The 20,819-nt window shown below is 71.3% G+C and carries 17 protein-coding genes and 1 tRNA gene; 6 read left to right on the forward strand and 12 right to left on the reverse strand.

Translation table 11 applies throughout. From position 1 onward, the window contains the following. The first annotated feature begins 79 nt into the window (after window positions 1-79). The 4 genes from ABD808_RS02755 to ABD808_RS02770 are packed head-to-tail and all read left to right on the forward strand — an operon-like array spanning window position 80 to window position 6,506. The gene (locus tag ABD808_RS02755) at window positions 80-2,245 is read left to right on the forward strand and encodes a tyrosine-protein kinase domain-containing protein (RefSeq protein WP_344889069.1); all 2,166 of its coding nucleotides are present in this window, start codon (window positions 80-82) and stop codon (window positions 2,243-2,245) included. Continuing rightward, window positions 2,232-3,857 (forward strand): oligosaccharide flippase family protein, encoded by a 1,626-nt coding sequence (locus tag ABD808_RS02760; RefSeq protein ID WP_344889072.1) that lies wholly within the window; start codon window positions 2,232-2,234, stop codon window positions 3,855-3,857. Before ABD808_RS02755 ends, ABD808_RS02760 begins: the two co-directional genes overlap by 14 nt. Beyond that, on the forward strand, window positions 3,841-5,181 hold the full coding sequence (locus ABD808_RS02765; RefSeq protein WP_344889075.1) for a hypothetical protein: 1,341 nt from the start codon (window positions 3,841-3,843) through the stop codon (window positions 5,179-5,181). Before ABD808_RS02760 ends, ABD808_RS02765 begins: the two co-directional genes overlap by 17 nt. Continuing rightward, complete coding sequence (locus ABD808_RS02770; RefSeq protein WP_344889078.1) at window positions 5,178-6,506, forward strand: RCC1 domain-containing protein; 1,329 nt, start codon at window positions 5,178-5,180, stop codon at window positions 6,504-6,506. The genes ABD808_RS02765 and ABD808_RS02770 overlap by 4 nt, the downstream gene beginning before the upstream one ends. A 15-nt stretch (window positions 6,507-6,521) precedes the next feature. Here ABD808_RS02770 and ABD808_RS02775 read toward each other — a convergent pair whose 3' ends face one another. The 12 genes from ABD808_RS02775 to ABD808_RS02830 form a co-directional block, all read right to left on the reverse strand. Then, the gene (locus ABD808_RS02775) at window positions 6,522-7,454 is read right to left on the reverse strand and encodes a hypothetical protein (RefSeq protein WP_344889081.1); all 933 of its coding nucleotides are present in this window, start codon (window positions 7,452-7,454) and stop codon (window positions 6,522-6,524) included. A gap of 126 nt (window positions 7,455-7,580) precedes the next feature. Then, on the reverse strand, window positions 7,581-8,477 hold the full coding sequence (locus ABD808_RS02780) for a glycosyltransferase family 2 protein (protein ID WP_344889084.1): 897 nt from the start codon (window positions 8,475-8,477) through the stop codon (window positions 7,581-7,583). Window positions 8,478-8,517: 40 nt separating this feature from the next. Continuing rightward, window positions 8,518-9,780, reverse strand: a complete 1,263-nt coding sequence (locus ABD808_RS02785; RefSeq protein WP_344889569.1) for a sulfate adenylyltransferase subunit 1 — start codon at window positions 9,778-9,780, stop codon at window positions 8,518-8,520. A 44-nt stretch (window positions 9,781-9,824) separates the two neighbouring features. Then, window positions 9,825-10,754 (reverse strand): sulfate adenylyltransferase subunit CysD, encoded by a 930-nt coding sequence (cysD, locus tag ABD808_RS02790; RefSeq protein WP_344889572.1) that lies wholly within the window; start codon window positions 10,752-10,754, stop codon window positions 9,825-9,827. 183 nt (window positions 10,755-10,937) lie between these two features. Beyond that, complete coding sequence (locus ABD808_RS02795; protein WP_344889087.1) at window positions 10,938-11,891, reverse strand: inositol monophosphatase family protein; 954 nt, start codon at window positions 11,889-11,891, stop codon at window positions 10,938-10,940. A gap of 164 nt (window positions 11,892-12,055) precedes the next feature. Further along, a complete protein-coding gene (locus tag ABD808_RS02800; RefSeq protein ID WP_344889090.1) occupies window positions 12,056-13,531 on the reverse strand; it encodes a sugar transferase in 1,476 nt (491 codons plus the stop codon). 283 nt (window positions 13,532-13,814) lie between these two features. Beyond that, entirely contained in the window at window positions 13,815-14,399 is a 585-nt protein-coding gene (gene pth, locus ABD808_RS02805) for an aminoacyl-tRNA hydrolase (RefSeq protein ID WP_425548875.1), read from the reverse strand. Between the two features lie 67 nt (window positions 14,400-14,466). Next, entirely contained in the window at window positions 14,467-15,090 is a 624-nt protein-coding gene (locus ABD808_RS02810; RefSeq protein ID WP_344889096.1) for a 50S ribosomal protein L25/general stress protein Ctc, read from the reverse strand. 477 nt (window positions 15,091-15,567) lie between these two features. Continuing rightward, window positions 15,568-16,548 (reverse strand): ribose-phosphate diphosphokinase, encoded by a 981-nt coding sequence (locus ABD808_RS02815; protein ID WP_344889099.1) that lies wholly within the window; start codon window positions 16,546-16,548, stop codon window positions 15,568-15,570. A gap of 168 nt (window positions 16,549-16,716) precedes the next feature. Further along, complete coding sequence (gene glmU, locus ABD808_RS02820) at window positions 16,717-18,183, reverse strand: bifunctional UDP-N-acetylglucosamine diphosphorylase/glucosamine-1-phosphate N-acetyltransferase GlmU (protein WP_344889102.1); 1,467 nt, start codon at window positions 18,181-18,183, stop codon at window positions 16,717-16,719. Between the two features lie 168 nt (window positions 18,184-18,351). Then, window positions 18,352-18,423 (reverse strand) — tRNA-Gln (locus tag ABD808_RS02825). Window positions 18,424-18,502: 79 nt separating this feature from the next. Then, window positions 18,503-18,892, reverse strand: coding sequence for an ADP-ribosylglycohydrolase family protein (locus ABD808_RS02830; RefSeq protein WP_344889105.1), 390 nt, complete (start codon window positions 18,890-18,892; stop codon window positions 18,503-18,505). A gap of 167 nt (window positions 18,893-19,059) precedes the next feature. On the opposite strand from ABD808_RS02830, the gene ABD808_RS02835 reads away from it, so the two are divergent. Both ABD808_RS02835 and ABD808_RS02840 read left to right on the forward strand, forming a co-directional pair. After that, the gene (locus tag ABD808_RS02835; protein WP_344889108.1) at window positions 19,060-20,010 is read left to right on the forward strand and encodes an acyl-CoA desaturase; all 951 of its coding nucleotides are present in this window, start codon (window positions 19,060-19,062) and stop codon (window positions 20,008-20,010) included. 17 nt (window positions 20,011-20,027) lie between these two features. Continuing rightward, a complete protein-coding gene (locus ABD808_RS02840; protein ID WP_344889111.1) occupies window positions 20,028-20,807 on the forward strand; it encodes a TetR/AcrR family transcriptional regulator in 780 nt (259 codons plus the stop codon). Window positions 20,808-20,819: the final 12 nt, after the last annotated feature.

The raw sequence follows: 20,819 nt of genomic DNA on the forward strand, positions 1-20,819 counted from the left end.
ACCGACCCCATGCAACCCGCGGTTAAAGTCGAGATGAACGTTTTGCCCAGCACGTACCGCATCTTCGAGGGGGATCGTCGTGGGAGCTGACCAGACGGCCGACCCGCAGGCGGGACAACTGCTGTCCCTCGTCCGACGCTACGCGACGGTGCTGATCGTCCTCGGCGTGCTCGGCGCGGGCGCGGGCGTCGCCCTGGAGATCGCCGTCCCGCCGCCCTACAAGGCGACGGCGACCGTGCTGGTCAGCCCGCTGGAGGGCAACCCGTACTCGCCGGAGGGCCGCGGCGACGACCTGGTGAACCTCCAGACGGAGGCGCAGCTCGTCGCCACCGACGGGGTCGAGCGGCTCGTCGAGAAGAAGCTCGGCCACGAACCCGAGGGCAAGATCGGCGTCTCCGTCCCGCCGAACACCCAGGTGCTGAACCTGAGCTACACCAGCGACAGTTCCGCCGACGCCCGCGCGGGCGCGCAGGCGTTCGCCGACGCCTACCTGGCCTACCGGACGCAGCGGGCGCAGGGCGTCGTGAACAACCAGCTCACCAAGCTCAAGGCGCAGGCCGCCAAGGTCGGGCAGCAGCTCCAGGAGGCCAACCGGGAGATGGCGCTGTCCACCGGCTCACGGCGCGCCACCCTGAGACAGCGCGTCATCGCCTACACCAACCAGCTCGGGGTGATCGACGAGCAGTCCAACGACATCGCCAGCACCCCGATCGACCCCGGCCAGGTGATCACCCCGGCGGACGCGCCGAGCGGGCCCGGCATCGTCCGGCCCGCGGTCTGGGGCATTGGCGGCCTGGTCCTCGGGCTGGTGCTCGGCTTCGTGATCATGCTGCTGCGGGAGCGGCTGAACCAGCGGCTGCGCAACGCCGACGCGATCGAGGGCCTCGGCGTGCGGACGCTCGCGACCATCCCGGCGGGCGGCCCGCCCGGCGACACGCTCGCCCTGGTCAGCGCGCCGAAGAGCCCGGTCGGCGAGGCGTACCGGCGGCTGCGCGCCGCGATCGTGGCGACCGCGCCGCAGACCCCGGTGGCGCTGCTGGTCACCAGCGCCACGCCGGGCGGCAGCGCCCGGCTGGCCAGCGCGAACCTCGCGGTCTCGCTCGCGTTCGCCGGGGCCAAGACGATCATGATCGACGCGACCACCGAGGACGCCGACATGACCGGGCTGTTCGGCGCGCGGCCCGGCAAGGGCCTCTCGGACACCCTGCTCAACGGGACCGACCCGGCCACCCTGCTGATCCACACCGACTCCCAGCTGCGGCTGCTGCCCCGGGGGCCGCGCGCCCGCGAGGCCGCGCACCGGTTCAGCGGCCCGCGCATGCGCGAGACCGTGAAGGTGCTGCGCCGCCGCAGCGAGTACCTCGTCGTGAACGCGGCGAGCCTGCACGACGCCGACGCACAGGCGCTGTGCACGTTCGTGGACGCGGTCGTCCTGGTCGTCAACCGGGGCGTGACGACCCGCGAGGAGCTGCGCCACGCCTACGTCGAGGCCGAACGCGCCGGGGTCACCGTCCTCGGCGCCCTGCTGGAGCCGCCGGAGCAGAACAGGAGCGGTCAGCCGCGCACCGCGCCGCCGCCGTTGCAGGGCCGTCCCGCACGCGCCGGGGGCCCCCGAGCCCTGGAGGCGCGCGGCTCGGCCTCGCCGCGCGGCAGCGGGCAGAACCGCGTCGCCGGTGACGCCGACCTCGGGTGGGGCGACGACCAGCTCAGCTGGGAGAGCGGACGGCGTCCCGACGCGCCGGAGGACGCCCACCGGACGGGCCGCACGCGCGACGACGACGACCCCGACCCCGCCGACGACGCGTCCCTGACGACCCAGGCCCTCCCCCAGATCGACGCCGAGCCGCCGCGCCCGGCCCGTCCGCGTCCCGAGGACGCGCGTCCCGGCACGTCCCGGCCGTCCCGTGGGACGGGTCAGCGGCGCGCCGCCCCCCGGCGCGGCACCCCGCCCGCGCTGGAGCCGCCCGCGGGGCTGGGCAAGCCCGTCACCCCGAAGCCCTCCGACGGCGCGCAGGGCAAGGACTCCGACGACGCCCGCGCGTCCAAGGAGCAGGCCGAGACCGCCGCCGCGCTGGAGTCGGCCGCCACGCGGACGCAGGAGGACATCTCCCAGTACCTGCCGCCCGACCTTCCGGAGGACGGCGCCGACGGGTCGTCCGGCGAGTCGTCCACCGGCGGCGCCCCCGGCACCTCGCCCCGCTATGGCAAGAAGCCGCACAGGGCCGGTCGACATGGCGGGTCCTGACCCGGCGCCGTCCGGCGGGCCCAATCTGAACAGACTGGCCAGAGGCGGCGCCCTCAACCTGGTGGGCGCCGCCGTCGCGGGCGTGCAGGGCCTCGCGCTGGTGTTCCTGATCGCGCACCTGTACTCGCAGCGCGTGGCGGGAACGTTCTTCGCCGCGACGTCGATCTTCATCATCCTCCAGGCGGTCTCCGGGCTCGGGACGGACGCGGGCCTGCTGCGCTGGGTGCCCCGCCATCTCGCGCTCGGCGACCGGATCGCGGCGCTGCGGACGGTCCCGGTCGCGTTGTTCCCGGTCGCGGCGACCGCCGTCACCGCCGCGCTGGTGCTGGCGCTGGCGGCACCGTGGATCACGGGCCACATCGGCGCCGACGACCCCGACCAGGCGGTCGGGATGGTGCGGGCGCTGGCGCTGTTCCTGCCGCTCGCCGGGGTGCACGACGCGCTGCTGGCCGCGACCCGCGGCTACGGCTCGATGCGGCCGACCGTCCTCGTCGACAAGATCCTCCGGCAGACGCTCCAGGTCGCCGGGGTGATCGTCGCGGCGGTGCTGACCGACGACGCGACCTGGCTGGCGCTGGCCTGGGCCGCGCCCTACCTGCCGTGCTTCCTCATCGCCGCGCTCTGGTACCTCAAGATCAGCCGAGGTCGTCCGGGCGCCGAGCAGACGGCCGCGCCGTCCCCCAACCGGGGCTGGCGTCCGCTGGCGGACGAGTTCTGGCGGTTCACCGCGCCGCGCGCGTTCGCGCAGATCTGCCAGACGGCGTTCCAGCGGGCCGACATCGTGCTCGTCGCCGCGCTCAGCTCACCCCGCGAGGCGGCCGTCTACACCGCCGCCACCCGGTTCATCGTGATCAGCCAGCTCGTCACCCAGGCCGTGCAGAACGTCATGCAGCCCGCCGTGAGCCGGTTGATGGCGCTGTCCGACCGGGTGGGCGCGCAGCGGGTCTTCGCCGTGTGCGCGTCGTGGAACCTGACGCTCGCGTGGCCGGTGCACCTGTCGATCGCGGTGGGCGCGCCGGTGTACGTCGCGTCGTTCGGTGACGCCTACCGTGGCACGGGCGAGACCGTCACGGTGATCCTCGCGATGGCGATGCTGGTGGCGACCGCGACCGGCGCCCGCGACGTGATGCTGCTGATGGCGGGACGCAGCGGCCTGAGCCTGGTCAACCAGAGCACGGCGCTCGGCGTGAACCTGGTGCTGAACGTGCTGCTGATCCCGCCGTTCGGGATCGCGGGCGCGGCGATGGCGCGGGCGTGCGCGCTGCTCGTCCGGACGCTGCTGGCGCTCGTCCAGGTCCGCCGGATCCTCGGGATGTCCCCGGCGAGCACCGGGCTGTTCTGGGCTGGCGGCGCGGCGCTGCTGAGCTTCGGGGCGGTGCCGCTGACCGTCCGGCTCGCCGCCGGGACGAGCCCCGCCGCGCTCGCGTCCGGCCTGGTCCCGGGCGCCATCTTGTATTTTGTCCTTCTCTGGGTCGGCCGCGAGCGGCTGTCCCTGACCGCCTTCGCCTCCCTGCTGCCGGGCAGGCGCGGCGGCGCACCCGGGCCCGCGGGCGCCATCCCGCCGGTCACCGACATCACATCTGCCAGGAGCGTCCATGCCCACGGGAATTGACATCCCCGGTATCCAGCGGGTCCGCCGCACGTCACGGGCCGTGCTGCGCAAGAGCGGGCTGGCGCCGAGCGGCCCGGTGTACGGGCGGCTGGTCGACGCCGGACGCTCGCTGCCGATCCCGGCCGCCGCCAGGGTCGCGGTGTCCACCGCCGTGCTGCGCCGCCCGTGGAAGGTTCCGGTCCGGCTCGACAAGCTCCTGGTCGGCGCGCAGGGGGGCTGGACCGCCCGCGAGTTCGCCGAGCGCACCGGCGACCTGATGTGGCCGTCCACGCCGTTCCTGGAGGGCCCGCACGTCACCCTGCTGCGGCTCGCGGACGAGCACACCGACCTGACCGACGAGCAGATCCTCGCCAGCGCCTACGGGCGGCTCGGGCTGCGCTGCGTCGAGGCTGGTGGCGACTACTTCGGCGGCAGGGACGAGGCGGGCGTGCTCGCCGCCGCCCGCGCGTTCATCGCCCGCTACCGGGGCGAGGCCGCGCCCGAGAACGGCGGCACGCCCCGTCCGCAGCAGAGCGGCCCCCGCGACCCGGTGCTCGTCGCGCCCGTCCGCGGCTCCGACCGGTTCCAGATCCTGGACGGTCACCACCGGCTGGCGATAGCCGCGATGAGCGGTGCGGACGGCGCCAGCGTCGTCGCCAAGTGGCTGCCCGTCACCACTCCCCTGCAAGACCTGCTGCTCAAGATGAGCTGGCTCGACGGCACCCACGAGCTGTACCAGCCGATCGACGCGCCCGAGCTGGAGGCCGGGTGGACGACCGTCCGGCAGTGCGCCGACCGGCTCGCCAAGATCGACGCGTTCCTCGGCGAGCGCGGCATCGACGGCGGCCGCTACCTGGACGTCGCGAGCTGCTACGGCTGGTTCGTCGCCCAGATGGCCGAACGCGGCTTCACCGCCGAGGGCATCGAACGCGACCCGCTGGCCGTCCCGCTGGGTCAGGCGATCTACGGGCTTCCGGACGGCGTCATCTCGACCGGCGACTGCGTCGAGTTCCTCAACGGCCACGACGCCGCCGCCTGGGACGTCGTGTCGTGCTTCAGCCTGCTGCACCACTTCGTCCTCGGCCGCGGCTCGGTGAGCGCCGAGGAGCTGATCCGGCTCCTCGACCGCGCCACCGGACGGGTGCTGTTCTTCGACACCGGCCAGGACAACGAGAAGTGGTTCGCCGAGTCGCTGCGCGGCTGGGACCCGGCGCACGTGGAGCGGTTCCTGCGCGAGAACACCTCGTTCGACGAGATCATCGACCTCGGCCCCGACGAGGACGCCCGCCCGCCCTACGCGGACAACTACGCCAGGCACCTGTTCGCCTGCGTTCGGACGGCGTGACCGTCCGCCTCCCGCTCGCCCGAGCCCTTGTCGGACTGGTACTGGCCGGACTGGTGCTCCTGGCGGCGGGGTGCGGCGGATCCCCAGAACCGGCCACGACCCCGCCGGTCCCCCCACCGGCGGGTTCGGTGAGCGAGCGGACCGGCAGCGTCTGGACGAGCGGCCTCAACTCCAACGGGCAGCTCGGCCGTCCCGGCGCCGCCGTCGAGCCGAAGCTCGCACCGGTCACCGGCGTCGACGGTCAGGGCACGCTCGGCAAGGTGCGCGCGGTCGCGGGCGGCGCCCGCCACTCGCTCGCGATCCTCGCCAGCGGGAAGGTCCTCGCGTGGGGCGCCAACGACCACGGCCAACTCGGCGACGGCACGCACCGCGACAGCGCCGTCCCCGTGCCCGTGCGCGCGCCGGACGGCGGTAACGGGCGGCTGAACAATGTGATCGCGATCAGCGCCAACAACGACTTCTCGATGGCGCTGCGCGGCGACGGCACCGTGGTGACGTGGGGCGACGGGTCGTCCGGGCAGCGCGGCACCGGCGAGCGGACGAGCCCGCCCACCCCGACGACCGTCCAGGCGCCGGACGGCCACGGCCCGCTCCGCGACGTCACGGCGATCGCCGCCGACGGCCACACCGAACTGGTGCTGCGCCGCAACGGGCAGGTGCTCGCCTGGGGCGCCAACGACTACGGCATGGTCGGCGACGGCACCCGCGAGGACCGGCCCCGGCCCGTCCCCGTGCGCGGCCTGGACGGCTCCGGACGGCTGAACGGCGTCGTCCGCATCGCGATCGGCGGCCAGCACGGCCTGGCGCTGCTCGGCGACGGACGGGTCGCCTCCTGGGGCCACAACGACCTCGGCCAGCTCGGCGACGGGACGCGTCAGGACCGGCCCACCCCGGCTCTCATCTCGAGTGTCGGCGGCAAGGACGCCCTCGGCGGCGTCATCGCGATCGCGGCGGCGGAGAAGCACAGCTTCGCGCTCCGCAAGGACGGCACCGTCGTCGCCTGGGGCAACAACACCGCCGGACAGCTCGGCGACGGCACCCTCGAACTCCGCACCACCCCCGTGCCCGTCGTCCGCGAGGACGGCGACCACAAGAAGCTGCGCAACGTCGCGCAGGTCTTCGCGGGCGAAGCCTACGGCGCGGCGATCCTCACCGACGGCACCGCGCTCACCTGGGGCGCGGGCGGCAGCGGCCAACTGGCCTCCGGCCACCGAAGGGCCCGCAGCCGTCCGGGCGACCTGAAGAAGGCCCAGGGCGGCGCCCCGACCAACGCCCTGTCAGTGGGCGTAGGCGAACGCCACCTGATCCTCCTCACCAGCCCCTGACCACGCTTCGCAGGCTCACTCCCCCTTGGGAGCCTCCGGCTTCCGAGGAGCGGGCCTCTCAGCGCCTTCAGGTGCAGAGCCCTCGCCGCGCGCCGAAGCCGCAGGCCCAGTCCCAGCACCAGGCCCGGACGTAGCAGCGCCAGGCGCGGGCGGCTGAGCGGCACCAGGCGTGGGGGGGCCGGGCGTGGGGGCGCCGGGCGCGGGTGGACGGGCCGTGCCGGGGCCGGACGCCGCGGCGCCCGCGGGGGCGGGGGTCGCGGAGCGGCGGCGCCACAGGACGAAAGCGGCCGCGGCGGCCAGGGCCACGGCGGCGGCGCCGCCCAGGGCGTACGGCAGCGGGGAGCCGCCGTCGTCGGCCTGCTCGCGGGCCGCCTGCGAGCCGGTGGCGGGGCCGGTCGGCTGCGACTGGGCGAGGGTCTTCTCCTCCTGCCGCAGCTCCGTCTCGGGCGCGGGCTTGCCGTTGTTGCCGGCCTTGCCGGGCTCCGGCGGCGCGTACTTCGACTCCGGCAACGTCTTGACGAACCGGAGCAGGGCCAGGTCGGGCTTGCCCCTGCTGCCGCCGACGGCCTTGGTGTAGACGGTCTTCACCTGGGCGGCGGGCAGCGCGTTCGAGGACACCTTGAACTGGTCACCGGCCAGAACCGCGTACGTCCCCTTACGCTTCATCAGCCCCGGCAGCTGTTGCAGGATCTGCCCCGCGTCGTTTCCGGCCGGGAGAACGGCGATGAAGACCGCCACGGACCGTCCCTGCGCCGTGCGGAGCAACTCCTGCGCACCGTCCGACTGGTAGTACTTCGCGCCCGAGTCGACGTAGTAGCCGCTTTCCGTGATGCCCTCGGCGACCGCGTCCAGATCGACCTGGGCGTACGCGGGCACGGCGGTCAGTCCCAGCACCGGCGCCAGCGCCAGCGCCCCGGACGCGGCGATGCGGCGGGAGGAAATGTTCACAGGGGCTCCTTCTGACACCATGACCAGCACCATTGACGAGCACTGGGACGAGCACTGGGATGACGTCGACGGTACCGGCTGGACAAGCGGAAAGGGGGCGGAAGACCCGGAAACGGCAGGCTTCGGTCAGATTCCGCGACCCCGCGTGTGCAGGGCCAGCAGAACACGTTTACCGGACACCATTCCGGACGCGACGGCCAACGCGAACGGCACGCGCCGCTCGGTCGGGTTCGCCTTCAACGCGCGCGCCGACCAGCGCAGCGCGTCCCGCCGCCTGCCGACCGTCGCGCAGCCGAACGCGAGCTGCCCGTAGACCCGGCCCGCCGCACCCGACTCCTTGCCGATCTCCGGGTAGTGCTCAAGGAACCATTCCAGCGCCGCGACCTTCGTCTCCCACGCCTGCGCGTAGTACGACGTCAGCCCCCACAGCACGCGGACCAGCGGCTGGTCGACGTTGACGACGGGATGGCGGCGGGCGGCGCGCAACGCCAGATCCCAGTCCTCGCCCTGGCTGCCCGGGATCGTCTCGTCCACCATGCCGATCTCGACGAGCGGCACGCGCCGCGCCACGTAGGTGGACGAGTGCACGCTCATCATCCGGTCGCGGATGAGGGCGTCGTAGGTGACGCGGTCGGTCCCGGCGAGCCGGGGCAGTTCGCGCCCGTCGAAGTCGATGAGGATCCCGGCGCTGCACAGCACCGCGTCCGGCTCGGCCTCCAGCGCCGCCACCTGGGCGGCGAGCTTGCCGGGAAGCCACTGGTCGTCGTCGTCGCAGAACGCGACCAGGTCGGTGCCCAGGTGCTCGATCCCGGAGTTGCGCGCCCCGGCGAGGCCAGGCGCCCGGGTGTTGGCGATCACCTCGACCCGGTCACCGGCGAGCGAGACGTCCGGCTCGGCCCGGTCGAACACGACGACGGCGCGCAGGTCGCCGTCGTACTCCTGCGCCAGCACCGACTCCAGCGCGCGACGCAGCAGCTCCGGCCGGTCGTGCGTCGGTAGGACGACTCCGACGGATGGGCTCATCGAGGGCCTGCCTTGGGGTGAGGGGAGGGAGCCGGGCCGATCAGCGGGCGCCGGTGATCATGCCGGCGCCCACGGTGTTGTTGGTGGCCTCGTCGATGAGGATGAACCCGCCGGTGAGACGGTTCCGCCCGTAGTCGTCGACGAACAGCGGCTGCGTCACCCGCAGGGAGACCCGGCCGATCTCGTTCAGTTCGAGGGAGGCGGCCTGGTCGTCGCGGTGCAGCGTGTTGACGTCCAGCCGGTAGTTCAGGTCCTTCACCACGGCCCGCGCGGTGCGGGTGGTGTGCTTGATGATCAGCTTCGTCCGCGGGGTGAGGGCGCGGTCGGGGGTCATCCAGCAGACCATCGCGTCGATGTCCTGCGCGACCTCGGGCCGGTTGTTCGGACGCGCGATCATGTCGCCCCGGGAGATGTCGATGTCGTCGGCGAGGCGCAGCGTCACCGACATCGGCGCGTACGCCTCCTCGACCGGCCCGGCGGGACCGTCGATGTGCGTGATCGTCGTCGTCAGCCCGGACGGCAGGTGCACCACCTCGTCGCCCGGCTTGAGGACGCCGCCCGCGACCTGGCCCGCGTATCCCCGGTAGTCGTGCAGCTCGGGGTCGGTGGACGCGTGCGGACGGATCACGTACTGCACCGGGAACCGCACGTCGATCAGGTTCCGGTCGGACGCGATGTGCACGTGCTCCAGGTGGTGCAGGAGCGACGTCCCCTCGTACCACCGCATGTTGACGCTGCGTTCCACGACGTTGTCGCCGTGCAGCGCGGAGATCGGGATGAACGTCATGTCGGTCACCTCCAGCTTGGAGGCGAACGCGGTGAACTCGTCGACGATCCGCTCGTAGACGGCCCGGTCGTAGTCGACCAGGTCCATCTTGTTGATCGCGACGACGATGTGCGGGACCTGGAGGAGCGTCGTCAGGAAGGCGTGCCGCCGCGACTGCTCCAGGATGCCCTTGCGGGCGTCCACCAGGATGATCGCCAGGTCGGCGGTGGACGCGCCCGTCACCATGTTCCGGGTGTACTGGATGTGCCCGGGGGTGTCGGCGATGATGAACTTGCGGCGCGGCGTCGCGAAGTAGCGGTAGGCGACGTCGATCGTGATGCCCTGCTCCCGCTCGGCGCGCAGGCCGTCGGTGAGCAGCGCCAGGTTCGTGTACTCCTCGCCGCGGTCGGCGCTGGTCTTCTCCACCGACTCCAGCTGGTCCTCGAAGATCGACTTTGAGTCGAACAGCAGCCGCCCGATCAGCGTGGACTTGCCGTCGTCCACGCTGCCCGCCGTCGCGAACCGCAGCAGGTCCATCGCTTTGGCGGGCGTCTTGGCGGGGGGCTCGGTCGAGCTGGCCATCAGAAGTAGCCTTCCTTCTTGCGGTCCTCCATGGCGGCCTCGCTGGTGCGGTCGTCGGCGCGGGTCTGCCCGCGCTCGGTGATCCGCGTGGCCGCGATCTCCTCGATCACCTCGTCCAGCGTCAGCGCGGTCGACTTCACCGCGCCCGTGCAGGACGCGTCCCCGACCGTCCGGTATCGAACGGTGGCGTCGAACTCGGGCTCGTCGTCGCCGCGGTTCGCGAAGCCGGTCTCGGCGTCCAGCAGCAGCCCGTCCCGCTCGAACACGCGGCGGTTGTGGGCGAAGTAGATCAGCGGGAGCTCCAGCTCCTCACGCCGGACATAGTCCCAGATGTCAAGCTCTGTCCAGTTCGACAGGGGGAACACCCGGACGTGCTCGCCCCGCACGATCCTGGTGTTGAACAGGTTCCACAGCTCGGGACGCTGGTTCTTCGGGTCCCACTGGCCGAACTCGTCCCGGAACGAGACCACCCGCTCCTTCGCGCGGGCCTTCTCCTCGTCGCGGCGGGCGCCGCCGAACGCCGCGTCGAACTGGTGCTCCTCGATGGCGTCCAGCAGCGTCGTCGTCTGCAACCGGTTCCTGGACGCGCGGCGCCCCTTCTCCTCGACGACCCGGCCGCTGTCGATGGAGTCCTGCACGGACGCGACGACCAGGCGGATGCCCGTCTCGGCGACCCGGCGGTCCCGGAACTCGATCACCTCGGGAAAGTTGTGCCCGGTGTCGACGTGCATGACCGGAAACGGGATCGGCGCGGGCCAGAACGCCTTCTGGGCCAGCCGCAGCATCACGATGCTGTCCTTGCCGCCGGAGAACAGCAGCACCGGCCGTTCGAACTCGGCGGCCACCTCCCGGAAGATCTGGATGGACTCGGCTTCGAGAACGTCGAGCTGGGACAGCAGGTAGTCACTGCGTTGCGCGATCTGGGGCATCGTCTGGGCTCTTTCCACGCTTTCTGGCTGGTGCGAGCGGCGGGACGGCCGCCCGGCGTCGGACGCCGTCCCACCGGAACGAACACCGGTGCGCCGCCGCAAAGTCCCGTCCAAGGACGGAGCCTTCGCTTGTGGGGTGGCGGCGCCCCACACCCCCCGGGACGGACCGGTGCGGCGACCGGACTAGGGCAGTGCGCCGTGCACGTCCTGGATGCCGGTCAACAGCGTCAACGCCGACGCAGGGTGGCACACCAGGATATCCGGGAGTCGGGGGTCCTTCCGGTTGTACTCCAGGGCGGACCCGTCGATCCTGGACGCGTGGGCCCCCGCGGCCAGCGCGACCGCCGCCGGCGCCGCCGAATCCCACTCGTACTGGCCGCCCGCGTGGACGTAGGCGTCCACCTCGCCGAGCAGCACCGCGGAGATCTTCGCGCCCGCCGAGCCGATCGGCACCAGCTCCACGTCCGGGTCGATCTTCTCCGCCATCTGCCGGACGAACTCGGGCGGACGGCTGCGGCTGACGGCGATGCGAAGCCTGCCCGCGTCCGGGGCCGGGACGTGCAGCGGAGCCTCACGCGGGCCCTGGCCCTCCGGGGCGGTCCGGACGAGGAGCGCGCCGCCCGTGGCGTCGGTGCGGAGCGTCAGGCCCTGCGCCGGGAGCGCCACCGCCCCGGCCGCGAGCCGTCCGCCGCCGGACGGGTCACGCCGCCACAGCGCCACATGGACGGCCCAGTCGCGGCGGCCCTCCTCGGAGAACTCGCGGGTGCCGTCCAGCGGGTCGATGATCCACACGCGGTCGGCGGCGAGCCGCTCGGCGTCGGCGGTGTTCCTCGTCGGCGCCCGGTCGACGTCCCCGGTGCGCTCCTGCCCTGTGGGGTGGTGACCCCCCGCACCACCCGGAACCGCTCGTTTGCCCGCCACGGCGGCGCGGCCTTCCTCCGACAGCACGGCGTCGCCGGGACAGCGCTCCGCCAGCGCGGCCATGAGGTACTCGTGGGCCCGCAGGTCGCCCGTGTCCTTCAGGGCCCGCCCGTCGGCGAAGCCCACCTCGTCCCGGACGTCCAGCAGCAGCCGTCCCGCCTCGGCGGCGAGCTCCGCCGCCACGGCGTGATCGTCCGCCGCCGATTCCACCGTCATCTTCGCTCACAATCCCGACTCGACTGGTCCGCTCGGTCCACTTTCTCATGCGCGCGAAAAACCGCTCCGCGCGAGGGTCCCGGACCCTCGATGGCCTGCGCGTCCGGCGATCTACGTCCGGCGAGCAGGCGCCCGGCGTCCGGCATCCCGGATGGTCCCGGCGGTCAGTACGCGCCGGAACCCCGGAAGACGGCCGACCAGGTCTTCCACATGATCTGCAAGTCGAGGGCCAGCGTCCAGTTGTCGACGTACCGCAGGTCGAGCCGGACCGACTCCTCCCACGTCAGGTCGGAGCGGCCGCTCACCTGCCACAGGCCGGTCAGCCCCGGCTTCACGACCAGCCGCCGGTACACGTCGCCGCCGTACTGGGCGACCTCCTCCGGCAGCGGCGGACGCGGCCCCACCAGGGACATGTCGCCGCGCAGGACGTTGATCAGCTGGGGCAGCTCGTCCAGCGAGTAGCGGCGCAGCCAGCGGCCGACCCGCGTGATCCGCGGGTCCTCGCGGATCTTGAAGAGCACGCCGTCGTTCTCGTTCTCCCGCATCAGCTCGATCTTGCGGGCCTCGGCGTCCTGCACCATCGTGCGGAACTTGAACACGGTGAACTCGCGGCCACCGCGCCCGACCCGGACCTGCCGGAACATCACCGGACCTGAACTCGTCATTTTGATCAGGATGGCGACGACCAGCATCAGCGGGCTCAGCAGCACCAGCCCGCCCAGCGCCGCCGCCCGGTCGAACGCGCCCTTGAGGACCTTGCGGCCGCCGTCCAGCTCGGGGTGCTCCACGTGCAGCAACGGCAGCCCCGACACCGGACGGATCGAGATGCGGGGGCCGGTCACGTCCATCAGCGCGGGGGCCACGACCAGCTCGACGTCGTCCCGCTCGATCTGCCAGGCCAGCCGCCGCAGCGCGACGCCGTCCATCTCGGGACACGCCAGCACCGCGACCGAGTCGGCGCCGATCCGGTCGGCGACCGCCGCCGCCTGGCTGAAGTCGCCCAGCACCGGGACGCCCTCGACCTCGCTCACCGCGTCGTCGCCCGCCGCCAGCGCGGGCGGCAGGCACACGGCGGCGATGTCCATGCCGTGGTAGCGCTTGCGTTGCAGGACCTTGATGAGGTCGGCGACGGACGTGCGGTGCCCGACGGCGACCACGCGGCGCATGCACTCGCCGTTCCAGCGCTTGCGGTGCAGCCACTTGCGCAGCCGGTAGCGGGCGACCAGGTTGAGGAACGTTCCGAGGGGCAGCGCCATCACGACGTAGCCGCGCGCGACCTCGGTCTTGGTCGCGTAGGCGACGATCGCCAGCGCGGCCGTGAAGATGAACCCGGCGCGGAGCACCCGGTGGAACTCCTCGTACCCGACGCCGACGTACCGCGGCTGGTACGCCCGACACAGCATCAGCACGGGCAGCCAGAGCACGGGCAGCGCGACCGTCAACGCCACGTACGGCACCGTGAGATCGGTCGGCACCCCCGGGAACCGGAGGACGAACGCGATCCCGCCCGCGAGCAGCATGCTCAGGAAGTCGAGACATCCGGCGATCCGGCGGTACGCACCGCTCCAACTCTGGAACGACGTGCGTTTCTGCTCATGGCTGATCGGTGACTCGGCCACAACCTTGTCAACGACGGCCATAAACCCCTCACCAATCCCCTGTACCGCGCGCCCCAACAGCGCGATTCACACCGAAGACGGCTGAACGTTGCCTTAGGTTCACAAGCACCATGAACCTCATATGAAGGGCATCTTACGACTCCTTTGCCATGGTCAGGGCCGGATACTTGCCCAACGACCCGACATGGGGGGCAAACCTCATCGGACGTGCGGTTAAACCTCATCCAGCGGTCGTCATCCGGTCATCGCGGAATCCCGCATCCCCGATCGCTGACCGTAACCGGCCAGCCTCCGGCCTCCCGGATCAGCCCGCGTGGAAGACGTTCTGGGCGGCCTCCAACCCGCCGGCGACCAGCGCCTCCACCGCGTCCGCCGCCCGGTCCACCTCAAGATCGAGATCCTTGCGCTCCGCCGCGGAGAAGTCCTTCAGCACGAACGCGGCGGCGTCCATCCGCCCCGGCGGGCGACCGACCCCGAACCGCACACGTAGATACTCCTTCGATCCCAGCGACTTCGTCACCGACCGCAACCCGTTGTGACCGTTGTCACCACCGCCGCGCTTCAACCGCACCGCGCCGAACGGGATGTCCAACTCGTCGTGGACGACGACGAGCCGCTCCACCGGCACCTTGTAGAAATCGCACAGCCCCTTCACCGGGCCGCCCGACACGTTCATGAACGAACGCGGCTTCGCCAGCACCACCCGCGCGCCCGCCAGCCGGCCCTCCACCACCTCGGCCCGCGACCGGTGGGCCTTGAACCGTCCACCCGCCCGCGCCGCCAGGACGTCCACCACCATGAACCCGGCGTTGTGCCTGTTCCTCGCGTACGACGGCCCCGGATTGCCGAGCCCGGCCACCAGCCACAGATCCACGCTCACCCTCCACACCCCGACGAGCACACGGCCCCCGCGGATGCGCGCACCCGCGGGGGCCGTGGAAAAAAGTCTCGACCGGTTACTCGGCGGACTCGCCCTCGCCCTCGGCGCCCTCGGCACCCTCGCCCTCGGCGGCCTCGGCCTCCGGCTCCGGCTCGGTCGACACCGACGCGTCCCGGATCTGGACGATCAGGACGTCCTCGTCGGCGGCCAGCGTCGTCCCCGGCGGCAGCCGCAGGTCCTTCGCCAGCACCTGGCTGTCGATCTCCAGGCCGCTGATGTCGAGCTCGACGGACTCGGGGATCTGGGTGGCCTCCGCCTCCACGGAGATCTCCACGGCGGTCTGCGCGATCTGGCCACCGGCGACGACGTCGCCGACCAGGTGGACGGGCAGGTCGACGACGACCTTCTCGCCGCGCTTGACCAGCAGCAGGTCGACGTGCTCCAGGAAGCCCTTGATCGGGTCGCGCTGCACGTCCTTCGGCAGGGCCAGCTCGGCGCCGCCGCCGAGCCCCTCGATCGTCAGCAGCACGTTCGGCGTCTTCAGCGCCAGCATCAGGTCATGGCCCGGCAGCGAGATGTGCTGCGGGTCGGTGCCGTGACCGTAGAGCACGGCGGGCACCTTGCCGGCCCGGCGGGTGCGCCGCGCGGCACCCTTACCGAACTCGGTGCGCGGCTCGGCGGCGATGCGTACCTCGGACACGGCGGAAACTCCTCAATTTTGCGATCCACGGCCGTCCACCATCGGACGTCCGCTACGGACAGTAGCGATCTGGCGCGCCGACCAGGGGCGTGCGCCTCGAAGATTTCTTTGCGTTCCCCAGGGAGCGCGGAACCACGAAGGCACGCACTGAACGACCTGGAGCGACGCGGACTTGTCAAGTCTAGCCGATCGAAACGCCGACCAAGCCCAACCCCAACCCGTCCCCAAGAGTCGGCGAGGCCGCTAGGCGAGTCGAGAGCGATGCAGCGATCGCGCGCACAGAGACCCCAGCCACCACAGCGACCACGCACAGACCTCGACCGCTGCGATCGCGTCCGAAGGCTGGTTCGAGCTTGCGAGAACCAGATCGCGAAGCGAGCCGCTAGGCGAGTCGAGAGCGATGCAGCGATCGCGCGCAGTTCACGACGATGGAGGGCGTTCAACGCCCGAAGAAGGAGTGCACTGCAATAAACACAGCTACGACTGGCCTCCGAAGAGGCTGGTGACGGAGCCGTCGGAGAAGACCTCGTTGATGGCGCGGGCCAGGAGGGGGGCGATGGGGAGGATCGTCAGCTTGTCGAACTGCTTTTCCTCGGGGATGGGGAGGGTGTTCGTCAGCACGACCTCGGAGATGCGGGAGTTCTTCAGGCGGTCGACGGCCGGGCCGGACAGGACGCCGTGCGTGGCGGCCACCACGACGCGGGTGGCGCCGTGGTCGAACAGGGCGTCGGCGGCCTTCACGATCGTGCCGCCGGTGTCGATCATGTCGTCCACGACGACGCAGGTGCGGCCCTTGACCTCGCCGACGACGTCGAAGACCTTGACCTCGTTCGCCACGTCCGGGTCGCGCTTCTTGTGGATGATCGCCATCGGGACGCCGCCGAGGCGGTCCGACCAGCGCTCGGTCACCCGCACGCGGCCCGCGTCCGGTGCCACCACGGTCACCTGCGAGGTGTCCAGGCGGCTCTCGAAGTGGTGGGCGAGGAGGTCCAGCGCGAACAGGTGGTCGACCGGGCCGTCGAAGAAGCCCTGGATCTGCGCGGTGTGCAGGTCGACGGTGATCAGCCGGTCGGCGCCCGCCGTCTTGAACAGGTCGGCCATCAGGCGGGCGGAGATCGGCTCGCGGCCGCGGTGCTTCTTGTCCTGCCGCGCGTAGCCGAAGAACGGCGCCACCACCGTGATCCGTTTGGCGGACGCCCGCTTCAGCGCGTCCACCATGATCATCTGTTCCATGATCCACTGGTTGATGGGGGCGGTGTGGCTCTGGATCACGAACGCGTCCGAGCCGCGCACCGACTCCAGGAACCGCACGAACGTCTCGCCGTTCGCGAAGTCGTACGCGGATGTCGGCGTGAGGTCGACGTGAAGGTTGTCCGCTACTTCCCTGGCCAGGTCAGGGTGGGCTCGGCCGGTGAAGAGCATCAGCTTCTTCTGGCCGCTCCGCTTAATCCCACTCACCTCTGACAACTCCCCCTCAATGGAACTGTTTCCCTTCACGTGGGTTGTTGTCCCCACTTCCCGCACGCCACAAGTGTTCGTGACACGGGTTGCCTCCTTGGTCCCGGAGGACGCCGCTGTCCTCCACCTCCCCGCCATGGGACGGGGCAGTCCTCACCGGACGCGCCGCTACGGGGCGTCCTCCTGCCGGGTCTCGGGTGGCTCCTGCGCCTCCTGGGCCCGGCGGGCGGCGTCGGCGGCGGGCGTGCCCGGACGCCGCCGCTCGACCCAGCCCTCGACGTTGCGCTGCCGCGCCCGCGCGACCGCCATGGCCCCGGGCGGGACGTCCTGGACGATCACCGAGCCCGCCGCCGTGTAGGCGCCGTCGCCCACCGTCACGGGGGCGACGAACATGTTGTCGCTGCCCGTCTTCACGTACGACCCGATGACGCTGCGGTGCTTGCGCACACCGTCGTAGTTCACGAACACCGAGCTCGCGCCGATGTTGGAGTACTCGCCGATCTCCGCGTCGCCGACGTAGGTCAGATGCGGCACCTTGGTGCCCTCGCCGATGTCGGCGTTCTTCGTCTCGACGTAGGTGCCGACCTTGCCCTTGGGCCCGAGGCGCGTGCCCGGCCGCAGGTACGCGTAGGGGCCGACCGACGCCTCCGGGCCGATCTCGGCCTCGACGCACACGGCGTTGGCCACTGAGGCGCCCGCGCCGACGCGGGTGTCGGTGAGCGTGCAGTTCGGGCCGACCTGGGCGCCCTCACCCAGGTGCGTCCGGCCGTGCAGCTGGGTTCCGGGGCGGATCTCGGCGTCGCGGTCGGCGGTCACGTGCACGTCGATCCAGGTCGTCGCCGGGTCGACGATCGTGACCCCGGCCCGCATGTGGGCCTCCAGGATCCGGTCGTTGAGCTGCCTGCTCGCCCGCGCGAGCTGGACCCTGTCGTTCACGCCCTGCGTCTCGACCCAGTCGGCGACCAGGTGCGCGCCAGCGCGGTGGCCGTCCCCGCGGACGATCGCCACGACGTCGGTGAGGTACTCCTCGCAGCCCGCGTTGTCGGTCGTCACGCGCTTGAGCGCGTCGGCCAGCAGCGCGCCGTCGAAGGCGTACATGCCGACGTTGATCTCGTTGACGGCCCGCTGCTCCGCCGTCGCGTCCTTGTGCTCGACGATCGCCTCGACGGCGCCGTCCGCCGCGCGGATCATGCGTCCGTATCCGGTCGCGTCGGGCATCTCTGTCGTCAGGACGGTGGCCGCGTTCCCCGCGTCCTCATGCGTCCGGACGAGCGCCCCGAGCGTCTCGCCGCGCAGCAGCGGGTGGTCGCCGTTCGTGACGACGATGGTGCCGTCAAGCACGCCGGTCTGCTCCAGCGCCACCCGGACGGCGTGGCCCGTGCCGTTCTGCTGTTCCTGGACGACGGCCTCGGCGTCCGGCGCCTCCCGGGCCAGATACTCGACGACCTGTTCGCGGCGATGCCCGACGACCACGACGAGCCGCTCGGGTCGCAGTTCGCGCGCGGCGGCCAGCACATGGCCGAGCATGCTTCGCCCGCACAGCTCGTGCAGCACCTTCGAGGTGCGGGACTTCATCCGGGTGCCCTCGCCCGCGGCGAGAACGATGACGGCGGCCGGGCGGCTCGCAGCACTCACGAAGAGGCTCCTCGGCATCGCGGACGGGATCGTTGACGAGTGCGTCCACCTGCGACGATCGCGATCGGCCGCACCCGACACGGGCAGGATACCGCCCACGTCCGACCTGTCACCCCGGCCACCCGCCCGGTGGCCGCCCACGCGACCGCCCGGGAGAATTTCGGGCAGCTCCGGCGCCAGGACTCGAACCTGAACTATGGGTACCAAAAACCCAGGTGCTGCCAATTACACCACGCCGGATCAAAGCGGACGGATCGGGCAGAGCCGAGGGCCGACCGAGCCCAACGATACCGAGTCCCGAGACGGGCGGCCCACCCGATTACGCGCGGAGACCCGGCGGCGGGTCGGCCGACGGGGCCAGCCATACGGGAAGGGGCTCGCATGCCGCGAGCCAGTGCGCGCCATCCTGGACACGGGTCAGCAGGTCGAACGCGCCCGCACCGTACCCGTTGGCGACGTCGATGCGGCGCGCGAACGACGCCGCCAGCAGATCCTGGTTGATTTGTCCGGATTGGTTTAGGACGTCCGCTACGGAGCAAGCCATCTCCGTGTCGTTCGACCAGGCCCAGGGCACGGGTGGGACGCCGGTCTCCGCCGAGACGTGCCTATTGTCGAGAAGAAAGAACTGGTCCCGGAAGGGGTCGCCGACGGAGAGGCCGGTGAGTGAACCCCTGGCGAGCGCGGCGCGTTCGTCCAGGGAGAGGCTCATCTCGCCGTCCTCCCGCGGGGACCGGGGGCCCACCTGGTCATAAGAGGGTTATGTGGCGCATGATGCAGTTTCGCGCCGAATTTACCGATTGCCTCTGTCAAACTTACGGTTCCGTAGGTTACGTTGGCGTAGGTAAGGCTGCCCATACGCAGGGAGAGTGGTGACGGATGACGGCCCCAGCCATGGACCCGCCTCGGCCCCAGAGGCGCCCGGAGATCGAACCCGAACCCCAGGGCAACGCCGAACGCGCGCTCGTCGCGGTGTTCACCGTCGTGCCGTTCCTGGCCCTGTTCGCGGCGATCCCGCTGGCCTGGGGCAGGTTCCTCGGCTGGACGGACATCGTGCTCATGGCGGTGTTCTACGTGCTCACGGCGGGCGGCGTCACCGTCGGCTACCACCGGCACTTCACCCACGGCTCGTTCCGGGCCAAACGTCCGCTGAAGGTCTTCCTGGCGCTGGCGGGGAGCCTCGCCATCGAGGGGCCCGTCATCTCGTGGGTCGCCGACCACCGGCGGCATCACAAGCACTCGGACAAGGAGATGGACCCGCACTCGCCGTGGCGCTTCGGCAACGACTGGAAGGCGCTGGCGAAGGGGCTGGTCTGGGCGCACTACGGGTGGCTGTTCGACGGCCCCCGCACGTCCAAGCAGCGGTTCGCCAAAGACCTGCTGAACGATTCGGACATCAGGCGCATCCATCTCTCGTTCCCGGTCCTGGTCGCGGTGTCGTTCCTGCTGCCCGCGTTCATCGGGGGCATGGTGTCGATGTCGTGGGCCGGGTTCCTGACGGCGCTGTTCTGGGCGGGGTTCGTGCGGATCACGCTCGTCCAACATGTCACGTGGTCGATCAACTCGATCTGTCACACGTTCGGCAAGGAGGACTTCGAGGTCCGGGACAAGTCCCGCAACGTGTGGTGGCTGGCGATCCCGTCGCTGGGCGAGTCGTGGCACAACCTGCACCATTCGGACCCGACATGCGCGCGGCACGGCGTCCTGAAGGGGCAGATCGACATCAGCGCGCGGATCATCTGGTTGCTGGAGAAGACGGGTCTGGCGTACGACGTCCGGTGGCCCGACGGTGACCGGCTGGCGGCGAAGCGCACCAAGCGTGCGGTTTGACCGCCACAATTGGTGACGTGACAGAACCCGCTCCCAGGACCCGCAGAAAGCGGATGACCGGCAAGGAACGACGCGAACAGCTCCTCAACATCGGTCGGACGCTGTTCGCCGCGCGCGGCCTGGACGGCACGTCGGTGGAGGAGATCGCGTCCGCGGCGGGCGTCTCGAAGCCCGTGGTGTACGAGCATTTCGGCGGCAAGGAGGGCCTGTACGCCGTCGTGGTCGACCGGGAGTTCGAGCGGCTCCTGGGCCTGGTCACCGAGGCGCTGAACTCGGCCGTCCATTACCGGACGAAGCTGGAGAAGGCGGCGCTGGCGCTGCTGGAGTACATCGAGGAGAACCCGGACGGTTTCCGGATTCTGGTCCGGGATTCGCACGGCGGAACGGGCACTGGCAGTTACGCGAGCCTGCTGAGCGAGATCGCCGGTGAGGTGGAGTACATCCTCGCGCAGGAATTCGACCGGCACGGTTATGACGCGAAATTCGCGCCGCTTTACGCCCAGAGCCTGGTCGGAATGGTGGCGCTGACGGGCCAGTGGTGGCTGGACGATCGCAAGCCGCGCCGCGAGGACGTGGCCGCGCATGTGGTGAACCTCGCGTGGAACGGTCTGTCGGGCCTGGAGCCCAAGCCGTCGCTCGATCCGCGCCGCCGCCGCAAGGAGCTTGAACGCATGGAGAAGCGTGCGGAAAAGGCGGCGGCGAAGGCGGAGAAAGCGGAGGAGAAGGCCGCGGCCAGAGCGGAGAAGGCCCAGCGCAGGGGCCGCCGCGACGGGGAGACGACCGATCCGTCAGCGTGAAGGCTGGAAAAT

It is taken from the genome of Actinomadura meridiana (assembly GCF_039537545.1).
Lineage (GTDB): Bacteria > Actinomycetota > Actinomycetes > Streptosporangiales > Streptosporangiaceae > Spirillospora > Spirillospora meridiana.